This is a genomic window from Chryseobacterium sp., assembly GCF_008831505.1.
Classification (GTDB): Bacteria; Bacteroidota; Bacteroidia; order Flavobacteriales; family Weeksellaceae; genus Marnyiella.
This window is the reverse complement of sequence record NZ_CP044507.1, coordinates 1327047-1346057: the sequence shown is the minus strand read 5'-3', so window position 1 is coordinate 1346057 and position 19011 is coordinate 1327047. Positions and strand designations below refer to the sequence as shown.

General features: G+C 44.2%; 18 protein-coding genes. 4 read left to right on the top strand and 14 right to left on the bottom strand.

What is annotated here, in order from left to right:
* Positions 1–11: 11 nt before the first annotated feature.
* The 6 genes from F7R58_RS06355 to F7R58_RS06330 form a co-directional block, all read right to left on the bottom strand.
* Positions 12–365 carry a four helix bundle protein gene (locus F7R58_RS06355; RefSeq protein ID WP_158064097.1) on the bottom strand — a complete coding sequence of 118 codons (354 nt, stop codon included), beginning with the start codon at positions 363–365 and terminating at the stop codon, positions 12–14.
* A gap of 51 nt (positions 366–416) precedes the next feature.
* Positions 417–2810: a 3-hydroxyacyl-CoA dehydrogenase/enoyl-CoA hydratase family protein gene (locus tag F7R58_RS06350; RefSeq protein WP_158064096.1), complete on the bottom strand. Its 2394-nt coding sequence runs from the start codon at positions 2808–2810 to the stop codon at positions 417–419.
* A gap of 42 nt (positions 2811–2852) precedes the next feature.
* Positions 2853–3311: a MarR family winged helix-turn-helix transcriptional regulator gene (locus tag F7R58_RS06345; RefSeq protein WP_158064095.1), complete on the bottom strand. Its 459-nt coding sequence runs from the start codon at positions 3309–3311 to the stop codon at positions 2853–2855.
* 164 nt (positions 3312–3475) lie between these two features.
* Positions 3476–4399, bottom strand: a complete 924-nt coding sequence (locus tag F7R58_RS06340) for an ABC transporter ATP-binding protein (protein ID WP_158064094.1) — start codon at positions 4397–4399, stop codon at positions 3476–3478.
* Positions 4400–4428: 29 nt separating this feature from the next.
* Positions 4429–5403 (bottom strand): iron ABC transporter permease, encoded by a 975-nt coding sequence (locus F7R58_RS06335; RefSeq protein ID WP_158064093.1) that lies wholly within the window; start codon positions 5401–5403, stop codon positions 4429–4431.
* Positions 5404–5449: 46 nt separating this feature from the next.
* Positions 5450–6010, bottom strand: a complete 561-nt coding sequence (locus F7R58_RS06330; protein WP_158064092.1) for a TlpA family protein disulfide reductase — start codon at positions 6008–6010, stop codon at positions 5450–5452.
* A 29-nt stretch (positions 6011–6039) separates the two neighbouring features.
* On the opposite strand from F7R58_RS06330, the gene F7R58_RS06325 reads away from it, so the two are divergent.
* Both F7R58_RS06325 and F7R58_RS06320 read left to right on the top strand, forming a co-directional pair.
* Positions 6040–7176: a 2Fe-2S iron-sulfur cluster-binding protein gene (locus F7R58_RS06325; RefSeq protein ID WP_158064091.1), complete on the top strand. Its 1137-nt coding sequence runs from the start codon at positions 6040–6042 to the stop codon at positions 7174–7176.
* Positions 7177–7189: 13 nt separating this feature from the next.
* The gene (locus tag F7R58_RS06320; RefSeq protein WP_229723861.1) at positions 7190–7810 is read left to right on the top strand and encodes a vancomycin high temperature exclusion protein; all 621 of its coding nucleotides are present in this window, start codon (positions 7190–7192) and stop codon (positions 7808–7810) included.
* 5 nt (positions 7811–7815) lie between these two features.
* On the opposite strand, the gene F7R58_RS06315 is transcribed toward F7R58_RS06320, so the two are convergent.
* Positions 7816–10395: a BamA/TamA family outer membrane protein gene (locus tag F7R58_RS06315; RefSeq protein WP_158064090.1), complete on the bottom strand. Its 2580-nt coding sequence runs from the start codon at positions 10393–10395 to the stop codon at positions 7816–7818.
* Between F7R58_RS06315 and F7R58_RS06310 the strand changes: the two genes are divergently transcribed.
* Positions 10381–11121 (top strand): TrmH family RNA methyltransferase, encoded by a 741-nt coding sequence (locus F7R58_RS06310; RefSeq protein ID WP_158064089.1) that lies wholly within the window; start codon positions 10381–10383, stop codon positions 11119–11121. The genes F7R58_RS06315 and F7R58_RS06310 overlap by 15 nt on opposite strands.
* A gap of 11 nt (positions 11122–11132) precedes the next feature.
* On the opposite strand, the gene F7R58_RS06305 is transcribed toward F7R58_RS06310, so the two are convergent.
* The 7 genes from F7R58_RS06305 to F7R58_RS06275 all read right to left on the bottom strand — a co-directional run bounded on the left by F7R58_RS06305 (position 11133) and on the right by F7R58_RS06275 (position 17803).
* Positions 11133–12491: an aldehyde dehydrogenase gene (locus F7R58_RS06305; protein ID WP_158064088.1), complete on the bottom strand. Its 1359-nt coding sequence runs from the start codon at positions 12489–12491 to the stop codon at positions 11133–11135.
* A 205-nt stretch (positions 12492–12696) separates the two neighbouring features.
* Entirely contained in the window at positions 12697–13221 is a 525-nt protein-coding gene (gene rplI / locus F7R58_RS06300; protein WP_158064087.1) for a 50S ribosomal protein L9, read from the bottom strand.
* A 76-nt stretch (positions 13222–13297) separates the two neighbouring features.
* Positions 13298–13600, bottom strand: coding sequence for a 30S ribosomal protein S18 (gene rpsR / locus F7R58_RS06295; protein ID WP_158064086.1), 303 nt, complete (start codon positions 13598–13600; stop codon positions 13298–13300).
* A gap of 25 nt (positions 13601–13625) precedes the next feature.
* Positions 13626–13967: a 30S ribosomal protein S6 gene (gene rpsF, locus F7R58_RS06290; RefSeq protein ID WP_158064085.1), complete on the bottom strand. Its 342-nt coding sequence runs from the start codon at positions 13965–13967 to the stop codon at positions 13626–13628.
* A gap of 67 nt (positions 13968–14034) precedes the next feature.
* Positions 14035–15432 carry a chloride channel protein gene (locus F7R58_RS06285; RefSeq protein ID WP_158064084.1) on the bottom strand — a complete coding sequence of 466 codons (1398 nt, stop codon included), beginning with the start codon at positions 15430–15432 and terminating at the stop codon, positions 14035–14037.
* A 164-nt stretch (positions 15433–15596) separates the two neighbouring features.
* Positions 15597–16913 carry a dihydrolipoamide acetyltransferase family protein gene (locus F7R58_RS06280; protein WP_158064083.1) on the bottom strand — a complete coding sequence of 439 codons (1317 nt, stop codon included), beginning with the start codon at positions 16911–16913 and terminating at the stop codon, positions 15597–15599.
* Between the two features lie 68 nt (positions 16914–16981).
* Positions 16982–17803 carry an S-adenosyl-l-methionine hydroxide adenosyltransferase family protein gene (locus tag F7R58_RS06275; protein WP_158064082.1) on the bottom strand — a complete coding sequence of 274 codons (822 nt, stop codon included), beginning with the start codon at positions 17801–17803 and terminating at the stop codon, positions 16982–16984.
* A 138-nt stretch (positions 17804–17941) separates the two neighbouring features.
* Between F7R58_RS06275 and F7R58_RS06270 the strand changes: the two genes are divergently transcribed.
* The gene (locus F7R58_RS06270; protein ID WP_158064081.1) at positions 17942–18901 is read left to right on the top strand and encodes a PhoH family protein; all 960 of its coding nucleotides are present in this window, start codon (positions 17942–17944) and stop codon (positions 18899–18901) included.
* The last annotated feature ends 110 nt before the right edge of the window (positions 18902–19011 follow it).

Below are 19011 nucleotides of genomic sequence, written 5' to 3'. Positions count from 1 at the left end.
TACAATGATTTTTAAGATTTGTATTTATTAATAAGCTTTACCAACATATTTTGGATGTGTCTTAATTCATTGAATATCTTTTCAAATTCGTTTTGCGATAAATATTCTAAATTCTTGGCTACGATAATCTGTGTTTCAAACTCAAAGGAAGAAGCTAAAGAGATAGAGAGAAACTGTAAAAACTGTTTACTGGAATCCCGGCCTGCACCTTCCGCAATATTTGAAGAAATTGAAATTAAGCTTCTGCGTGATTGTGATGTCAGTCCGAAAATTTCTTCTTTCGGGAAATTTTTTGAAACCTTATAATACGCTGTTGTAAGTTCAACCGCTTTTTTCCAAACATCTAATTCCCTGAAATTATGCATAGCGCTTTTTCTTAAGACATTTAACTACTTTGTACTTTTTACATTGTACAATTAATTCCTAAGCGGCTTTCCCTTCTGCAGCATGTACTGTATTCTTTCGAGGGTTTTTCTTTCGCCACAAAGCTGGAGGAAGGTTTCCCGTTCAAGATTAAGCAGGTACTGTTCGGTTACTACCGTTGGTTCTGAAAGATTTCCGCCTACAAGCACGTTGGCCAGTTTATCAGCGATGAGTTTGTCGTGTTCCGATATGTACTTTCCCGTCAGCATTTGGTCGGTACCTACATAGAACATTCCAAGTGCATCTTTACCCAGGACTTTTACATTCTGTTCAATCGGTTGGGTATAGCCGTGCTCAGCAAGACTCAGTGCAAGCATCTTGGCCGTCCTGATCTGACGGTTCTTATCAACCACAACAATGTCCTTATGTTCTTCCAGAATACCCATGTCATAAGCTTCATGGGCTGAAGTGGCCACCTTACCCATAGCGATATTCATGAACATATCACGAAGGCGGTTGTTTTTTACATCGTCTTTCTGGAATTCTCTGGATGTGCGCAGTGCAAATTCCTTGGTGCCGCCGCCGCCCGGGATTACACCCACGCCGGTTTCTACAAGACCGATATAAGTTTCAGCTGCCGCAACTACTCGGTCCGCATGCATGGTCATTTCACAGCCGCCGCCTAATGTCATACCGTGAGGGGCAACAATTACCGGAATTGAGGAGTATCTGACTCTCATCATGGATTTCTGGAAATAGGCGATAGCCATATTCAGGTCATCCCAATCCTGCTCAATCGCCATCATAAGAATCATGGCCAGATTGGCACCTACCGAGAAATTAGCACCCTGATTTCCGATCACGAGACCGTCATATTCCTTTTCGGCCAGGTCAATGGCTCTGTTTAAACCATCCAAAACTTCCCCGCCAAGCGAATTCATCTTGGAACGGATTTCAAAATTGATAATACCGTCACCCAAATCCTGAATAGCCGATCCTGAATTACTCCAGAGCGTTTTGTTTTTCCTGATATTGTCCAGGATGATAAAGGCTTCTTTTCCGGGAGTATTTCTGTAATCGCCGGAGTTTTGGTCGAAATAAGTACTTAGGCCTTCATCATAAACTTTATAGAAAGTTTCCACATTCTTCACCCAGTCCGAGACTTCGTAGCCCGCTTCTTTTGCCAGCTCAATCCCTTTCTGCACGCCAACAGCGTCCCAGATTTCAAACGGTCCGTTTTCCCAGCCAAAACCGGCACGCATGGCATCGTCGATTTTGTAGACTTCATCCGAAATTTCGGGCACCTTATGTGAAACATAACCGAAGAGCGCGCCCAGAGACTTTCTGTAAAGTTCACCAGCTTTGTCCTTTCCTGTAATCAGTACCTTGAAACGGTCAATGGGTTTGTCAATGTTTTTGGTAAGCTCAAGAGTGGGGAAGTTGCTTTTTTCCTGAAGCTCATACTCCATGGTTTCCAGGTTCAGACCTTGGATTTCCGATTTGCCCTCCGCATTCTTGATTTTTTTGTAGAAGCCCTGTTGCGTTTTAGACCCAAGCCATTTATTGTCAACCATTTCCTGGATATACTCAGGCAGTTTAAATACATCATTCGAGTTGGAAGCTTCGGTTCCGCTGGCGCTTACACCATTTGCTACCATCACAAGAGTATCCAGTCCTACAACGTCTGCGGTCCTGAATGTAGCCGATTTTGGTCTGCCAATCACAGGGCCTGTAAGTTTATCGACGTCGGTTACCGAAAGGCCAAGACCTTTCACTTCATGAAGCAGGTTCATCATGGAGAATACCCCGATCCTGTTGGCGATAAAAGCCGGTGTGTCTTTGGCAAGAACGGTGGTTTTTCCGAGGAATTTGGCACCGAAATCCATATAGAACTGCACAATTTCCGGATCTGTTTCCGGAGTTGGGATGACCTCCAGAAGCGGCAGATATCTTACCGGATTGAAAAAGTGGGTTCCGGCAAAATGCTTCTTGAAATCCTCACTTCTGCCTTCCACCAGATGATGGATTGGAATACCCGAAGTATTGGAAGATACCAAAGTTCCAGGCTTACGGAACTGCTCGATTTTTTCATAAACCGATTTCTTGATGTCCAGTCTTTCAACTACAACTTCAATGATCCAGTCGGTGTTTTTGATTTTCGGCAGATCATCGTCAAAATTACCTACGGTAATACGTTCTGCGAACTTTGGTGAATAGAGAAGTGCCGGATTTGCTTTTTTAAGTTTCTCAAAACTTTCAGTGGCAATCCTGTTTCTTACAGACCTGTCTTCTTTAGTAAGGCCTTTCTTTTGCTCGGCTTCGCTCAGTTCAAAGGGCACAATATCCAGCAGCAACACCTGTACACCTATGTTGGCGAAATGTGCTGCAATGCCGGAGCCCATGATTCCAGAACCAAGAACCGTCACATGTTTGATCCTTCTTTTCATATTAATTTGTTTTGTGTAACTTCTGTTTGGATTCAACTGTTTTTACAGCTGCTTTTTGTTATTCAGATTGTTGGCAATCATCAGGATGTCACTCATGACTTCCTTGAAGATATCCATCTTTTCGGGTGAAATGCGGTCCATCACTGCCTTGTTGAAGTTCACCACAGCTTCCTTTGAAAGGTTGCGGCTCAGAAGACCTTTCTCGGTGAGTTTAATAATGACTTCGCGTTTGTCATTGGACGTTTTTTCCTTATAAATGTACCCATTATCCTCCAGCAGTTTAATAATTCTTGTAAGCGAGGTAGGTTCAATGGCCATTTTTGGGCCCAGGTTGGTGCTGCGGGTTCCTTCCTTAGGGTCAATCTTAAGAAGTGTAAGCGCCTGCACAGCGGTGGCATCATGAAGATTGGCCAGCTCTGAATACATTTTTGAAACGGCCAGCCACGTAGATTTGAGGATAAGATCTACATTTTCTACTTTTTCCATATTCTTGTTTTCCATATCTCCCTTTATGTGGTTTTACACAAATATAAAGAAAATATACTATGCATGCATAGTAAATTTTTGTAAAATATGTAATCAACTGGACATCAATATGTTAATTTATATGACAAACATATTAATGGCGCTAAAAACAGCAAAATTCGAAAGCTAAGGATATTAAATCAGAGCTGTTTTCTTAAAAATGCTGAGATGTCGCTAAATGAGGAGCATTTTTCCTGACTATTTGAATGTGAAACAGTCCAAATTGAGCCAGAGAATGTAAAATGAAATTGTGAAAGGTCGGCCTTGAAGTTTTTCTGAAGGTAGGAATACAGCATTTCCTTTTGAAGTGCAGGCGCAATGATTTGGGGAGGTACAAAACCTGAGCTCATATGGAAAAGCTGTGGATTCAGTAATTCATCATGTTTCAGCAGGATTTCTTCGGTAATTCCGCTGTCCATGTGTCCTGCATGTACCAGCCACATCTTATCGGCAAACTCCTTCGCCAGCCGCCAGTCATGCGAAGAGAAAAGGATGAGTTTCCGATGCTCCCGCGCCAGATTCCTGAGCAGTTTGAGGATGATGATCTTGTTTTCCTCATCCAAGTGCGTGGTGGGCTCGTCCAGGATAATCATAGGTGAATTCTGTGCCAGCGCCCGCCCGATAAAAGCCTTCTGAAGGTTGCCGTCCGAAAGTCTCTGCAAGGGAAAATTGCGGTATTGTGCCAACTGGAGACTGTCAATGATTTGATTCACTTCAGCTTGATCTTCTTTTGTTAATTCAAAATAATAAGGGTAGTGTATGTATTTACCAAATGCAATAAGATCAGATAGCGTAAAATTTGACGGCACACGGGATTTTGAGAATACAACGGCAACCTTCTCAGCCAACTCCCGCTTTGAAAAAGATCTGACACTCCTCTTGTCCAGCAGAATGTCTCCGCCAAGTAAGGGAGTCTGATTCAAAATGCTTTTAATAAGTGTGGTTTTTCCCACACCGTTATTGCCGATAAGCAGACAGATTTCGCCCAGCTCAAGTTCAGCAGTTACCTCATTTAGTAACGGGGTTTTATAGCCTACTGTACAGTTATCGAGCTGAAGAAACATAAATAATTTTTGGTTTTTTGTTGTTCGGATTAACTTGTTATTTTTTTATTCATCAGCATCAGCAGAATAACAGGAATTCCAAACAGGGAGGTGATTACATTCAGCGGAAAAAGGGTGAGTTCTGAGGCGATTGAAAATACGGACATCACCAAAATTCCCAAAATCATATTAAGGATCCACTGCTGCCAAAGCCGGGAAGGGTTATAGATCATCCGGCTGAAATGCGGAACCACAATGCCGATAAAAAGGATGGGTCCCAAAAAGGCGGTAACCGAAGCCGACAGCAGGGAAGAGCCTACAATGATGAGCAGTTTGAGCCTGCCAAGGTTCACGCCAAAACTTTTTGCATAGGCACTGCCCAGCGCATTGCCTATAAGTGGTTTTACAGACTGGAAGCTTAATGCCAGGCCAATTAGGACAATTCCTGCCAGCACCCATAGTTGCTGCGATGACACCTGACTGTTGGCGCCAAAACTCCAAAGGATATAACTTTTCAGGCTTTCATTTTCAGCGTAAAGCTGAAGTACGGACACCACCGCACCTGCGAGGGCGGAAATCAGAAATCCAAAAATAATAAGGAAAGATTTGTCGGTAAAGCGCGTGCTGAATGCCAAAAGAACAAACATCAGCAGTAAACTTCCGCCAATTGCAGAGATACTGATGAAACTGTTCTGCAGGAATTCCGGAATGAGGTAATCCCGGGATAGAAATATATAGAAGGCTACACTTAAACTGGCCACTGACGTAATACCCAAAACTGACGGTCCGGCCAGCGGATTCTGAAAGTATTCCTGCAGCAGGAATCCCGATGTGGGAATGGAAATACCGGCAAGCAGCATGGCTATTACTCTGTTGATGCGTAACTGCGCGATCTGCGCATTTGAAGCATCAGGATTAATAAAATCGGATAATTCCAGATCAATATAGCCGATGTTCAGGTTGATTACGGCGGAAATCAGGATACCCGAAATGATAATGATGCAAAGGTTGCTGAAACGGAACATATATCTGTAAAAAACCGGGCAACTGAAACAATGCCCGGAATCTGCTTTACTTAAATGAGTTAATCTTGGTATCCAGCTGTTCTTTAGTCATCATACTCATATACTCGTCGGTCTGGCCGCGCTTGCGCATAAAGGTAAAAGGGATTCCGCTGCCGTCCCAGTTTTTGAAATTACTGCTGAAAAAATCCTCCTGAAGCAGGCTGCCGTCCAGCAGAACTACATTCTCGGTAAGGCCGTTCACTTCAGCAAAATTCTTCACGTCCGTAGGCCAGTCGGTCTTCTGGTCTAGGCTCACGAAGGTGAACTTTACGGGCTGTCCCTTCAACTCCTGCATTTTTTCTTTGAAATGAGGCATTTCCCTCATGCAGGGTGCGCACCAGGTAGCGAAGAAATTGGTTACATAGAGGGTGTCATTGTCCTTTTCCGCCAGGAAGTCTGAGATCTGTGCAGGGCTATATTCAACAGGATTATAGATTAATGCCGGTTCGTTGGTCTCCGGTACAGTAATGCTGTCTTCAGAATAATCAATATTGTCTGCTACGGGCTCTTTTTTATTACAGGACGAAACGGATACTGCCAAAACCACCATCACAACTAACTTCTTCATAATTTTTTTACTATTTTTGGATATAGATTATGGAAAACCAATCACCTTACGCCAGGCACTATGATTTTCACCGGCTAAAAATAAAGAAAAAGCGGCAACTGACCAATTCGGTCTTTGCGCTGGAGTTTACAGTTCCTGCCCATCTGAAGGAGAATTTCCGCTATCGGTCCGGTCAGTATGTAACTCTGAAGTACCGGCATAACGAGCAGGATTTCATCAACGATTTTTCCATGACTTCGGCACCGCACGAGCCAGATCTGGCACTTGGCATAAAAATCAACTCTGAAGACAGTTCTACCAAAGATCTTTTTGAACAGTATGAAGAAGGTGACGAAATGGAAGTCTCCGAACCCATGGGGAGATTCACCCTGACTTCCAAACCACATGAGTTCCGTACTGTCATCGGATTTGCGGGTGGCATTGGCATCACACCTTTACTCAGTCATTTTAAAAATATCCTCTATACGGAACCACGTACAAGACTTTTTCTTTTCTACGGTAACCGACGCACGGAAGAAATTGCCTTTCGGGACGAACTTGATTCTCTTGCAAAACAATCTGGCGGCAGGCTGCAGGTCTTTTATTTCTTTTCGCAGGAACAGACGGCGGACAATCTTTTTAAAGGCCGGCTGGATGAGCATAAACTGAAACTGATCATCAACCAGATCTTACATCTTGATGATACCGATGAAGAAAGCACCATTTGGGACGCCGTGGATGAAGTCCTTATTTGCGGTAAAGGAGAAATGATAAAAGCTCTTGCCAACGCCTGTTACCAAAACGGGATACAGAAAAGAAATATTCATTTTGAACTTTTCGAAGAGTATAATGAGGATATTTATCCTCAGGAAAAGGATTTTCCGCTGGTTGAAGACATTGACCTTCAATTCCGTATGAACCGGCGTACCTACAGTACTCATTTGCCTGATAACCGGACAAGAATACTGCAACAGCTGCTCATACAGGGTTTTCCGGTACCTTATTCCTGCAAATCGGGAATCTGCGGCAGCTGTATCTGTTCACTTGAAGAAGGGGAAGTCGATTTGCTGGAAAATGAATATCTGACAGAAAAGGAGGAGCAGTCCGGTAAAATTCTAGCCTGTATGGCTGTACCACTGAGCAGAAAAATAGCACTCAATTTTGATTTTGAAACCCCGTTAGCATAGACCTAGCACCTGAATGTTGAGCAGAATCCTGAACATATTGCGAACTTTCTTTTCCCTCGTGGAGGTTGGGATTCTGCTGATGATACTGGCTAATATCTGGGTATTCTCGGTGACGGACGGACGCACTTTCAACAGGATCTCAAAGGTTCCGCCCCGTGAAACGGCCCTCGTACTGGGAACTTCGCCCAAAATGAAATCGGGCGCCGCAAATCCATATTTTTTAAAACGTATGGATGCTACAGCGCTCCTTTATCATCACGGTAAGGTGAAAAAAATTATTGTAAGCGGCGAAAAGAGTAAAGGGTATGATGAGCCGGCAGCAATGAAACGGTTTCTTGTCTACGAAGGCGGAGTTCCGGAAAAGATTATCACTGAAGACCCGAAAGGTTATAATACACACCGAAGCATTATCAGATGCAAAGATGTTTACAAGGTGAATGATGTGATCATTGTGTCCCAGGGTTTCCATAACCTTAGGGCGCTTTTCTTTGCCCGAAACAACAACCTTAACGCGCTCGGGTTTGATGCCCAGGACGTTTCCCGGCCCGAAAGCTATTACCGGAACCAGTCCCGGGAGGTGCTTGCACGCGTTTTGGCTGTCGTTTACTTTATTCTGGGAATTTCTCCGGAATAAATCACTTAGAACGGATAACCGAATGCAAAGTTCAACGTAGGTTTCAGCGGCTGTATCTTGTTGAATCTCCAGCGGTCGCCTTCAGGCTTATTCGGGTCATAGATTTTATATGCAAGATCGATGCGGGCTGTGATATACGCCACATTGATCCTAAGACCCAAGCCGCTTCCTACACCCATCTGCTTCAGGAATTTGCTGAATTTAAACTGATCACCAAATCCGGTATTCTTCAGGCTCCAGATATTTCCTGCATCTGTAAATACAGCAACCTCATACATTTCGGTAAGCGGCAGGCGGTACTCCACGCTTGAGGTAAGCTTTACATTGCCCATTACAAAAGTACGGATGCGCTCATCAAGCTGTGAATCGGCGGGTCCCAGACCACCGAAAGGACGCCACGCTCGGATGTCGTTGGAACCACCGTTAAAGTAAGACCTTACAAACGGCATCTGGTTGGAGTTACCATAAGGAACTCCCAATCCCACAAACTGCCGCATGGCGAGTGTTTGCTTGCCAAAAGTCAGGTATTTACGAACATCTATATCAAATTTCACAAACTGAGAAAGAGGAAGTTTGAAAAGCGTTTTCTGCTGTCCCGTCGTAATGCCTTTTTCGGCTTCGGTTCCGGCAACCAGACTTAGTAAATTTCCGGCAACTTCGACTTTCCCATTAAAGTAGAACGGATTTTCAAATTCCTTTTTCCCTATTTCATTATAAATGAAGTTGTAGATGAATGATGAAATGAGGACATCCTGCGTTTGTCTGTCCTTGTTGACAAGTGATTGTCTGAAAGTGTTATAAGTGTTCAGTTCGTCGGGCGACAATGAATTTACAAAGGCCTGATCGTTCAGGATGATTGCTGAAAATTCATCTGATGAAATCTCACCCTGCTCAAACTGGGTGTAAAGTGAGGGCGAATATTTCTGGAACACGAAGTTTCTGACATCACCATCACGTGGGAAGTATTCGTAATACCGATCTTTATTTCGGGTAAGACTGAGCTGCGTATTGAAGATGGTGAGGCGGTGTGAAATCACGTCATTGACGTTTGCAAAATAATTAAGGCCCGTATTGAAGTTTACACGGTCCATACCTATGTTTTTCTGGAATGAGGCCCCCAAACTGACGGATGTGGACGGTGAGTACCGTTTCGGAATCAGTTTATAATAACTGAAGGGCAAAAGCAGTCTGGGGAAACTTAAATTAGCATTTGCGGAAAATTCGTGCGCCCACACACGGGTATCCAGATCCTTGGAGTTGCGCACACGGCCTGCAATCCAGGACACCGAAGTGTTCAGGTTTTCAGCACCACCAAAAAGGTTTCTCGTAGTAAGGTCCACAGAAGGCGAGGCAGCCAGATTAAGCAGTTGGGAATAGTTAAGGTCAGCCGCTACTTTCAGTTCATATTTAGGCAGTGGTTTAAGGAGATAAAGGACATCCACAATGCTGTCGTTAGGTGCTGCAGTTCCGCCACGGCGCAGGGAGTCACGGGCCTTGATGAGGCTGAAATTGTTCATTGCCTGGAAGTTCCGTCTTGTAAGGTCCAGATTTTTCTGGTCGTAAAGGTCACCGTTTCTCAGGATTACAGCACGCCACAGGGCGCTGCTTTTAAACTGATCGTCAAGCATATGGAAACGGATGCCCCGCAATGAATCTTTAACGGTATTCTGAGGGAAATCATTTGCATTTTCAACCACTGCAACATCAATATTACCGATGGTCGCGGTTTTATAGGGGGTATCCAAGGAATCTTTATGTATTTCCATGGTAACCGGTACATTTTTTCGGCTGCTCAGGGTATCTGCCATAAAGAAAATCTCCTGGCCGGAACTGTTGAACTGATAATAACCGCGGCTGCGCATCAGATCGTTAATCCTCTTTACTTCGGCTTCCAGTTTTTCCTGATCCAGGGTAGTCCGGGACCGTATAGTGCTGGCGGTAAGGTTTTCTTCGTAGATGGATTTTATCCTGGCGTCCGGGATATCGTAATAATATTCACTGATCTTCGTGGCATCTTTTGGAGTGATCAGATAATTGACCTGTGCCTTTTTAGCAGCCGAATCCAAATCGTGACTGTAGGCAGTCTCAGCATCCCAGTAACCGCGGTACACTAACCTTTTGCGTATGGAATTGGCACTGCTTTCACTTTTACTGGGGTCCAGGATAACCGGTGGCTGCCCGACATTATGAAAGAAACGGTTCATAAAAAGGTTTCGTCCCACATATTCCGGATGACCATATTTGATGAACAGGGAATCCCTGAGTTTCTGATCCCTCATGTCAGAAGGGTAGGTCATGTATTCATTCAGGATGGTATCGTATTTAGGATCGGCCAGGTTATACATCCACAAACCCGCAGGAAAGAAAAGCAGCTGCTTTTTATTTGGTTTTTGGGTCACATAGTCCGGCAGTTCATTTGCCAGGACTTCCGGCCCGTCGTACCGGAAGTTGTTTTTTGTGAGAAGGTATTCACCATCCGGCACTTTGCGCGTAGTGCTGCAGGCATAGAGAAAAAGGACAACGGTTGCAGAAGATAGAAATATATGATATTTTTGGAGATATTTTCCTGAATGGTTACGGCTCATACAATTAAGATATTACAGTCCCTCGACAAAAAAAAGTACCGGCAGAAGCACGGTTTATTCGTGGTTGAAGGTAACAAAAATATACGTGAACTGCAGAGTTCACGCTATAAAATTAGAGAAATATTTTCCATAAATCCAAGTGAGCTGCTGTGGGCTGGTCAGGCTGTAGAAACCATAAGCGAACAGGAACTCAGGAAGATCAGTTTTCTGCAGCATCCGCGGGATTCTGTTGCTTTGGTCGAAATTCCTGAAGCTCAGTTCTTGCCGGACATTAACCTTCAGCTCGTGCTGGACGGTATACAGGATCCCGGCAACTTCGGCACCATTATCCGTTTAGCCGACTGGTTCGGAATAGAACAGGTGGTCTGTTCGGATGATACTGTAGATCAATATAATCCAAAAGCTGTAATGTCTGCGATGGGATCTTTTAGCAGGGTCAATGTGGTTTATACCGATATTAAGGCTTTTCTGTCTGAATCTCCCAACGTAAATCTGGGCACTGATATGGAAGGGGAGAGTATTTACTCCTTTGTCTTTCCGGAAAGGATGAACATCGTGCTTGGAAATGAAGGCAGCGGTATGAGACCTGAAACCGAAAGCTTAATCCGGCACCAGATCACCATTCCGCGTTTTGGAACGGCGAAAGCTACTGAAAGCCTCAATGTATCCATGGCAGCCGGAATTATATTAGGGCAGATTTTTTCCGCAAAAGAAGGTTTAAAATAAATTCTGGGTCGCTACATCAACCTGTTGATCCATTTCAATTTGTCTTCAGTGTAGGGCGGATATTTCAGGTTAGGTTCTCCCCACGTGGCTCGATCCATCACCGCTTTCTGATGTGAGAATGTATCAAACCCATATTTCCCGTGATAGTTGCCTATGCCTGAATTTCCTACGCCGCCAAAAGGCAGGTTGTCATTGCTCAGATGCATGATCACATCATTGATACAGCCGCCACCGAAGGAAAGCAGGGAGGTGAAAAGTTTTTTTTCGTCTTTTTGGCTGCTAAAAAGATAGGCCGCAAGCGGTTTTTCCTGCTCCAGCACCATGTTGATAGCCTCGCGGTAATATTTAAAAGTCAAAACAGGCAGTAAAGGACCGAATATCTCTTCCTGCATCACACGGTCATTCCAGGAGATATTGGTAAGGACCGTAGGCTCAATATATAGATTTTCGGCATCAGTGGCGCCGCCGTGATAGATCTTCTCCGCTTCAATCATTGCAGTTAACCGGTCAAAATTTCGGCGGTTAATGATGCGTGTATAGTGCGCTGCGTCCGGGAAGTACTTAAATTTGCTTATGTAATTACGCAGATATTCCAGGAATTTATCCTTTACCTTTTCGTCAACAAGAATATAATCAGGCGCAACGCAGGTCTGGCCGGCATTCAGAAATTTTCCCCATACAATTCGTTTGGCAGCTACGTCAAAGTCGGCACTTGGAGTTACGATTGCCGGCGACTTGCCGCCGAGTTCAAGTGTAACAGGAGTCAGATGCTTTGCGGCTGCTTCATAAACAATCTTTCCCACACGCGTGCTTCCTGTGAAGAATATTTTGTCGAATTTATGCCTAAGGATTTCAGTGGTTTCCTCGACACCGCCTTCAGCGACAAAAAGATATTCCTCCGGAAACTCTTCATTGACCAGTCTTGCCATCAGCGACATCGTGTTAGCGGCAATCTCGCTGGGTTTCACTATACAGGTATTTCCCGCAGCAATAGCGGCGACCATAGGAGAGAGTGACAGCTGATAAGGATAGTTCCAGGCACCGATCACAAGCACATTCCCTAAGGGCTCGCTGTATATCTTACTGGTGGCAATCTGGTTCACCAGGTTGGTACCTGCGGTGCGGGGACCGGCAAAGCGCTTCAGGTTTTTCAGGTAATAATCAATATCCTTCAGGACAAAGGAAATCTCTGTGGTGTAGGTATCGAATCGTGATTTACCAAAATCTTTCGCAATTGCTTCATACAGGAGTTCATCATTTTTCTGAATCAACTTTTTAAGTTGCTCCAGTTTATGTTGCCGGAAGCCAAGATCCTTTGTCTTATGGGTGCGGAAAAATTCCCGCTGTTTTAAAATAATCTGTTCAAACATGGACAATTTTTTTTGCGTAGAGATAAGATCAAGGAGGCAAATTTTCTGCCAGTTGGAGGCTGTTAGTGCAGAAGTTATTCTTCTGACTACTAATAAAACCTCTTTGCTGATGAATCACTGCGTTTTAATACTTTAAGCAAAAGGATACAGATAAAAAAAAACCACAACGCGAACGCTGTGGTTATAATTTATACCGAAGTACAGTTTATGCTTCTTCAGAAGTTTCTTCAGCTGCTGCTTCAACTTTCTTAGGCTCAGCTTTTGGAGCTGCCGGAGCTGGAGGTGCATCAGAAACAACGTCGAACTCGTAAGTATACTCAACATCACGGTGCAGTCTCACCTGAGCGGCGAATTTACCTGTTCTCTTAATGTTGTTACCAGGAATCTTGATGTATTTTCTGTCGATATCAACACCTGCCTTAGCCAATTCTTCAGCAAGGTTTGCATTGTTAATGGAACCGAAAAGTTTATCACCGGCACCTACTTTGGTAGCGATGGTAAGCTGAGTTTTCTTCAGCTGTTCAATTTTAGCTGTAGCATCGGCTACCAGTTTAGCTTCCTCTTCTTTTCTGGACTCAAGAGTCTCAGCAAGGGCTGCTTTGTTTTTTGGAGTTGCCAGAAGTGCATATCCTTTTGGTAAAAGGAAGTTCCTTGCATAACCCGGTTTCACACTTACAGTATCAAACTCAAGTCCTAAGTTCTCAACGTCCTGTTTTAGAATAATATCCATTGTTGTCCTTTGTATTTAAGTTAGGTGCAGTTGGCTGCAACCAACAATTGTTTTTTGTAATAATTATAGATCTGTCTTACTTAAGCATATCTGCTACGTAAGGCATAAGAGCCAGGTGTCTTGCTCTTTTAATCGCAGAAGAAACTTTTCTCTGGTACTTCAGTGAAGTTCCTGTGTATCTTCTTGGAAGGATTTTCCCCTGCTCGTTTACGAACTGAAGAAGGAAATCTGCATCTTTGTAATCAACATGCTTAATTCCGTATTTTTTAAATCTGCAGTATTTTTTCTGAGATTTTGTATTGATATCAAGCGGGGTAAGGAATTTTACTTCTGATTCTCCTCCTGCTGAGGCTTGTTTAGCCATATCGTCTATTGCCATGTCCTGTAATTTTGAGGGTTAAAAATTAAGCTTTCGCAGTTTTCACTTTAGTTCTTCTTGTAACTGCATAATCGATCGCATGCTTATCCAGCTTAGTGGTAAGGAAACGGATTACTCTCTCGTCACGCTTAAACGCCAGTTCCAGATCAGCTACTACATCTCCTTCGCCTTTAAATTCAATTAAAGTATAAAATCCATTCTTTTTCAGTTGGATTGGATACGCCAGTTTCTTAAGTCCCCAATTTTCCTTGGCAACAATTTCGCAATTCCGTGAAGTCAGAAGATCTTCAAATTTTTTCACTGCTTCCTCCACCTGTGCGTCAGATAGAACGGGAGTTAAAATGAAAACAGTCTCGTAGTTGTTCATAATGTTAAAAATATTGTTAATTATTTCGAGGTGCAAAATTAGTTTATTTTATTGAATACACAAAGATTCATAATGTTTTTCTCTTTTTCCGCCGCATATTTTGTAAGTCAATGCCCGGATCGCTGTCCAGTTCCTGCAGGTAGGCGATTTTAAGGCTGTCATATAGTGATTTCCGGCTTACAAGCATTGAAATCAATGATGATACCATGCCTGCCAGCATAAGGTAAAAAATAAGCGAATGTCTGTCGGTCATTTCCAGAACCAGGATTGCGGATGTAAAGGGTGCACGGGTGATACCGGTAAGAAAGGCCACCATGCCGGCCAGGATTACGACATTGGTCTCGTTGCTCTGCAAATCCATTATCCCCGAGAAGAACGCTCCGAAACTGGCGCCCGCACTTAAGGCGGGTGCAAATATCCCGCCCGCACCTCCTGAGGTAAAGGACAGCGCCGGTCCTATCATCCGTAGGAGAGGTACATACCAGGCTTCAGATTTATTGTCGGAGAACAGCACCCTGTCCATAATACCTTTTCCGGAACCCAGGACTTCCCAGTTTACAAAGTAGGCGAGGGCTGCAATGATCCAGGCACTGATGATAAGGAATATTATATTTTGAGTTGGCGTCTTCAGTTTCCGTTTCCACCTGTTGATACGCAGCATCACGACCGACAGGTTACTGCTCAGCAGGCCGCAGACCACAGAGACCGCAATTACCGGAAAGATGATTGACACGGTTACTCCCGCGGTTTTCGGATAACCAAGGTAAAGATAGGAACCGGCCAGCCACTGTGCCGTGAGTCCGGCAATAATTACAGCGGTAAAGAGCGCGGTCTTGAAATATTTAAGATGGATTTTGGCGAGTTCCTCCACCGCGAAAACGATTCCGCCCATAGGCGTGTTGAAAGCCGCCGCAAGTCCGGCCGCCGCGCCGGTCATGATCATGTTTCGGATGGAAATCCGCGGCCACCAGTTAGGCAGCAGCTGGTTAACGAACCGGAAAACTGAGCCCGCAATCTGAATGGTGGGTCCCTCGCGGCCCACCGCGCCGCCACCAAGGACCAGCACCGTACTGGAAAGGACTTTAATTAATACAATTTTAAAGCTTAATAGAAACCTCAGCTTATGCCGCTGTCCCGGTGTGGCCAAATCTACTGCTGCCATCACCTGTGGGATGCCGCTGCCTTTGGCATAGGGTGCGTATTTCTGTACGAGCCACCACGACAGTACGAAGGCTGCAGGTGCCGCTGCAAATATGGACAGGGCATTCCATTTAAGCATTAACTGTAGGAGGTGTTCGGCCCATTCAAAAATTTTGGCGTACATCACTGCAGCCACACCGGTCAGAAATGAGGCTATCCAGAACGGAACCGCCTGAAGCATGCTTCTCTTCAACCGTTGGTTTTCAATATTGTCAAAAATATGTTTAAGCCGGACACGGCTGTACCGTATAAGTTTTTTGACCATAAAAGACCAGAATATTTTTAATAATTTGAACTGTTATCAGCAATAAAAATAGGTGTAAAATACAAAAGGTTACCCGCAGTGACGTTTGGACGGGGAACATCTTCCGCCATTCATTAACAAAAAACCTCCGGGAAACCGGAGGCCTGTATCTCTAACTTTCTGAATTAAATTTCAGTGTTCAAATCCCAGTTCTGCAGGTAATCGTGAACATGTTTCAGGAACATTCCACCCAGCGAACCGTCTACTACGCGGTGGTCATAAGAATGAGACATAAACATAAGGCTTCTTATTGCTATTACGTCTCCGTCCTTGGTTTCAAGAACTGCAGGTTTTTTCACAATAGCTCCAACAGCAAGAATTGCAACCTGTGGTTGTGGAATAATAGGTGTTCCCATAAGGTTACCGAATCCGCCCACATTTGAAATCGTATAGGTGGCGCCCTGAGTGTCCTCCGGTCTCAGTTTTTTGTTTCTTGCGCGGTAAGCCAGGTCGTTGATGGCCTTGGCAAGTCCTGAAAGGGAAAGTTGGTCTGCATTCTTGATTACAGGTACAATAAGGTTACCGTCCGGCAGGGCAGTAGCCATACCGATATTGATGTTTTTCTTTTTGATGATTTTATCACCATCTACAGAAACGTTGATCAGCGGGAAATCCTGAATGGCTTTTACAATAGCTCTCACGAAAATCGGCATGTATGTCAGTTTTTCGCCCTCTCTTTTCTCAAAGATATCCTTATGCTTTGTTCTCCACTTCACGACATTGGTTACATCCGTTTCTATAAATGAAGTAACGTGCGGTGAAATTCTTTTGCTGTTCACCATAGCGTCCGCAATGATTTTGCGCACACGGTCCATTTGGATTACCTCGTCGCCGGCACCTACCGCTACAGGAACGGCAATTGGAGCCGCGGCTTTCTCGGGTGCTGCAGCCTTCGGAGTCTCGGCTTGCTGTGGTTGTGCAGAACTTCTGTTGGCAACATAAGCCAGGATATCCTCTTTTGTGATCCTGGACTCCAGGCCACTACCTTTTATTGATTTAAGTTCGCCTTCAGAAATATTCTCCTGCTGAGCAATATTTTTTACCAGAGGCGAAAGATAAAGGTCTCCCGAAAACTCGTGGGCAGATGCGGTTAAAGGTTTTTCCAGCTCCTTAACCTCCTGCTCCGTCAGCTCCGGAATTTCTGTTGCCACTTCCTCACGGGATTTAGGTTCCTGAGGTTGCTGAGCAGCCTCGCCGGCGCCGGAAACCTCCATAATTGCAATGGCTTCACCAATCTTGGCAACTTCATCCTTTTGCTTCAGAATCTTTACAATTTTCCCTGAAACCGGTGTCGGCACATCGGAGTCCACCTTATCCGTAGCGATTTCCACTACAGAATCATCTTCGTTTACAGTGTCTCCTTCATTGAACAACCAACTGATGATTGTAGCTTCCATCACGCCTTCGCCCATAGAGGGGAGTAACAACTTATATTCTGCCATCTTTCAAATTTAGATTTTTACAAATATATAAAATTATTCAAATATTTTAAGAAATCGGTAATTTCCTCTTAATGATATTCCACATAGATGCGTTCACCTACCTTCAGACCAAAGAGGGTTTTGGCGCCATTGCTGCTGTTTCCCTTATATATGGTAAGTTCCAGGAGGCCTGCACTGTTAAAGATAGCGGCTGGTTTCCCATGATATTCTGTCTCCTGATTCCAGTCTGTTACAATGTCTGTATAGCTCTTGTAGATCCGTGAGAGGGCAAGGTTCCTGAATTTTATGGTAAAGCTATCGTAACCTTTCATATTTTCGTCAAAGTAAGACCGGCTGATATTAGAGATGATATTTCCGAAGTTATCAATGTAAAGAACCTCGCCAAAAATAAGGTTGTCCGTGGTGCCGGCCTTGGGCAGGGACAGCTCTTTTGGCGTAAGATATTTTCGTCCGATGACTTCCGGCAGGCCACCGTTCTGGAGATGCACCGCTGCCGGAGCGAAAACATCAAGCGTAGTAAAGCTCACCACATCATCGAAGCGGGTATTGTACGTTATTTCATATACAGCCTCAGGCTGGATATCGGAAAAAATCAGACTCAGCACACCGTTGTCCGCGGCAATGAAATAGTGACCGTCTGCCCTGTAAATGATGCATTTCCGGTCTTTATGGAAAAAACTGTCCACGGAAATAATATGGATGCTGCCTTTGGGAAAAAAGGGATAGGCATTGCTCACCGTGTATGCCGTTTGCTGCAGGTTATAAGCCTGCATGTCGTGGGAGATGTCCACAATCCGTGCTTCAGGATTAAGGGAAAGAATTCTGCCTTTTATCGCAGCCACACGATAATCTGTATAGCCATAATCAGATGTTAATGTAATTAAGGACATTGGTTTGTACGGAAAAAATCAGGTGAAGGGCAAATTTAGCCAAAAAATACCTAAAGAGGGTCCTATTGTTGCAATAATACGGTGGGATATAAAAAATAATTTTAAATTTAGATTCTTAACCATAATAACATATACTGAATGTTTGAACTGAACTATGAACTAGAAGGTATTGATGCAAAAATATTCTATGGGGTAAACAATCAATACTTTAACCTGATAAAATCAACCTTTCCCACACTTAAAATTACCGGCCGCGACCATCATATATTTGCCATGGGCAACCAGGAGGCGCTGGATGTTTTCCGCACGAAGCTGGATGATCTGGTGAATTTCATCTCGCAAAACCATTCCATTACCCTTAAGGATGTTGAGAATATTCTCAATATTAAAGACGACAGTGAAAAGCAACTTGTCTTTGACACTGACATTATAGTGAAGGGCGTAAACGGCAAGGTGATCAAGGCCAAAACCACCAACCTGAAAAAACTGGTACGCGAAAGCGAAAAGAAAGATATGATCTTCGCTATCGGTCCTGCCGGAACAGGGAAAACCTATACTTCGGTAGCACTGGCTGTTAGAGCACTGCGGGATAAGGAAGTGAAGAGGATTATCCTTACACGTCCGGCGGTGGAGGCCGGAGAAAGCCTGGGGTTTCTGCCCGGCGACCTTAAAGAAAAGCTGGATCCTTATCTGCAGCCTTTGTACGATGCGCTTCGGGATATGATTCCGCACGAAAAACTGGAGGGTTTTATAGAAAAACGGGTAATTGAAGTAGCTCCGCTGGCTTTTATGCGCGGACGTACACTGGACGAGGCCTTTGTGATTTTGGATGAAGCACAGAACACAACACACTCGCAGATGAAAATGTTCCTTACGCGAATGGGGATGAATGCGAAATTCATCATTACAGGTGATCCTAGTCAGGTAGACCTGCCGCTGCGTCAGAAATCAGGTCTTAAAGAGGCTATGAGGATTTTGAATGAAGTAAAGGAAATCGGTTTTGTGCATCTCACCGAAGAAGATGTGGTACGCCATCCGGTAGTGCGCAAGATCATCAATGCTTACACCACCGAAGAAAAGCGGGTGAAGGAAGAGTAATTTTCAGGTACGGCCATAAACCTTATATCCTGCCCATTATTTATTATATATTGACCCTGGCAGCGGGAAAATACTTCACAAAACAGGCGGCAATTATTATATTTGCCCAT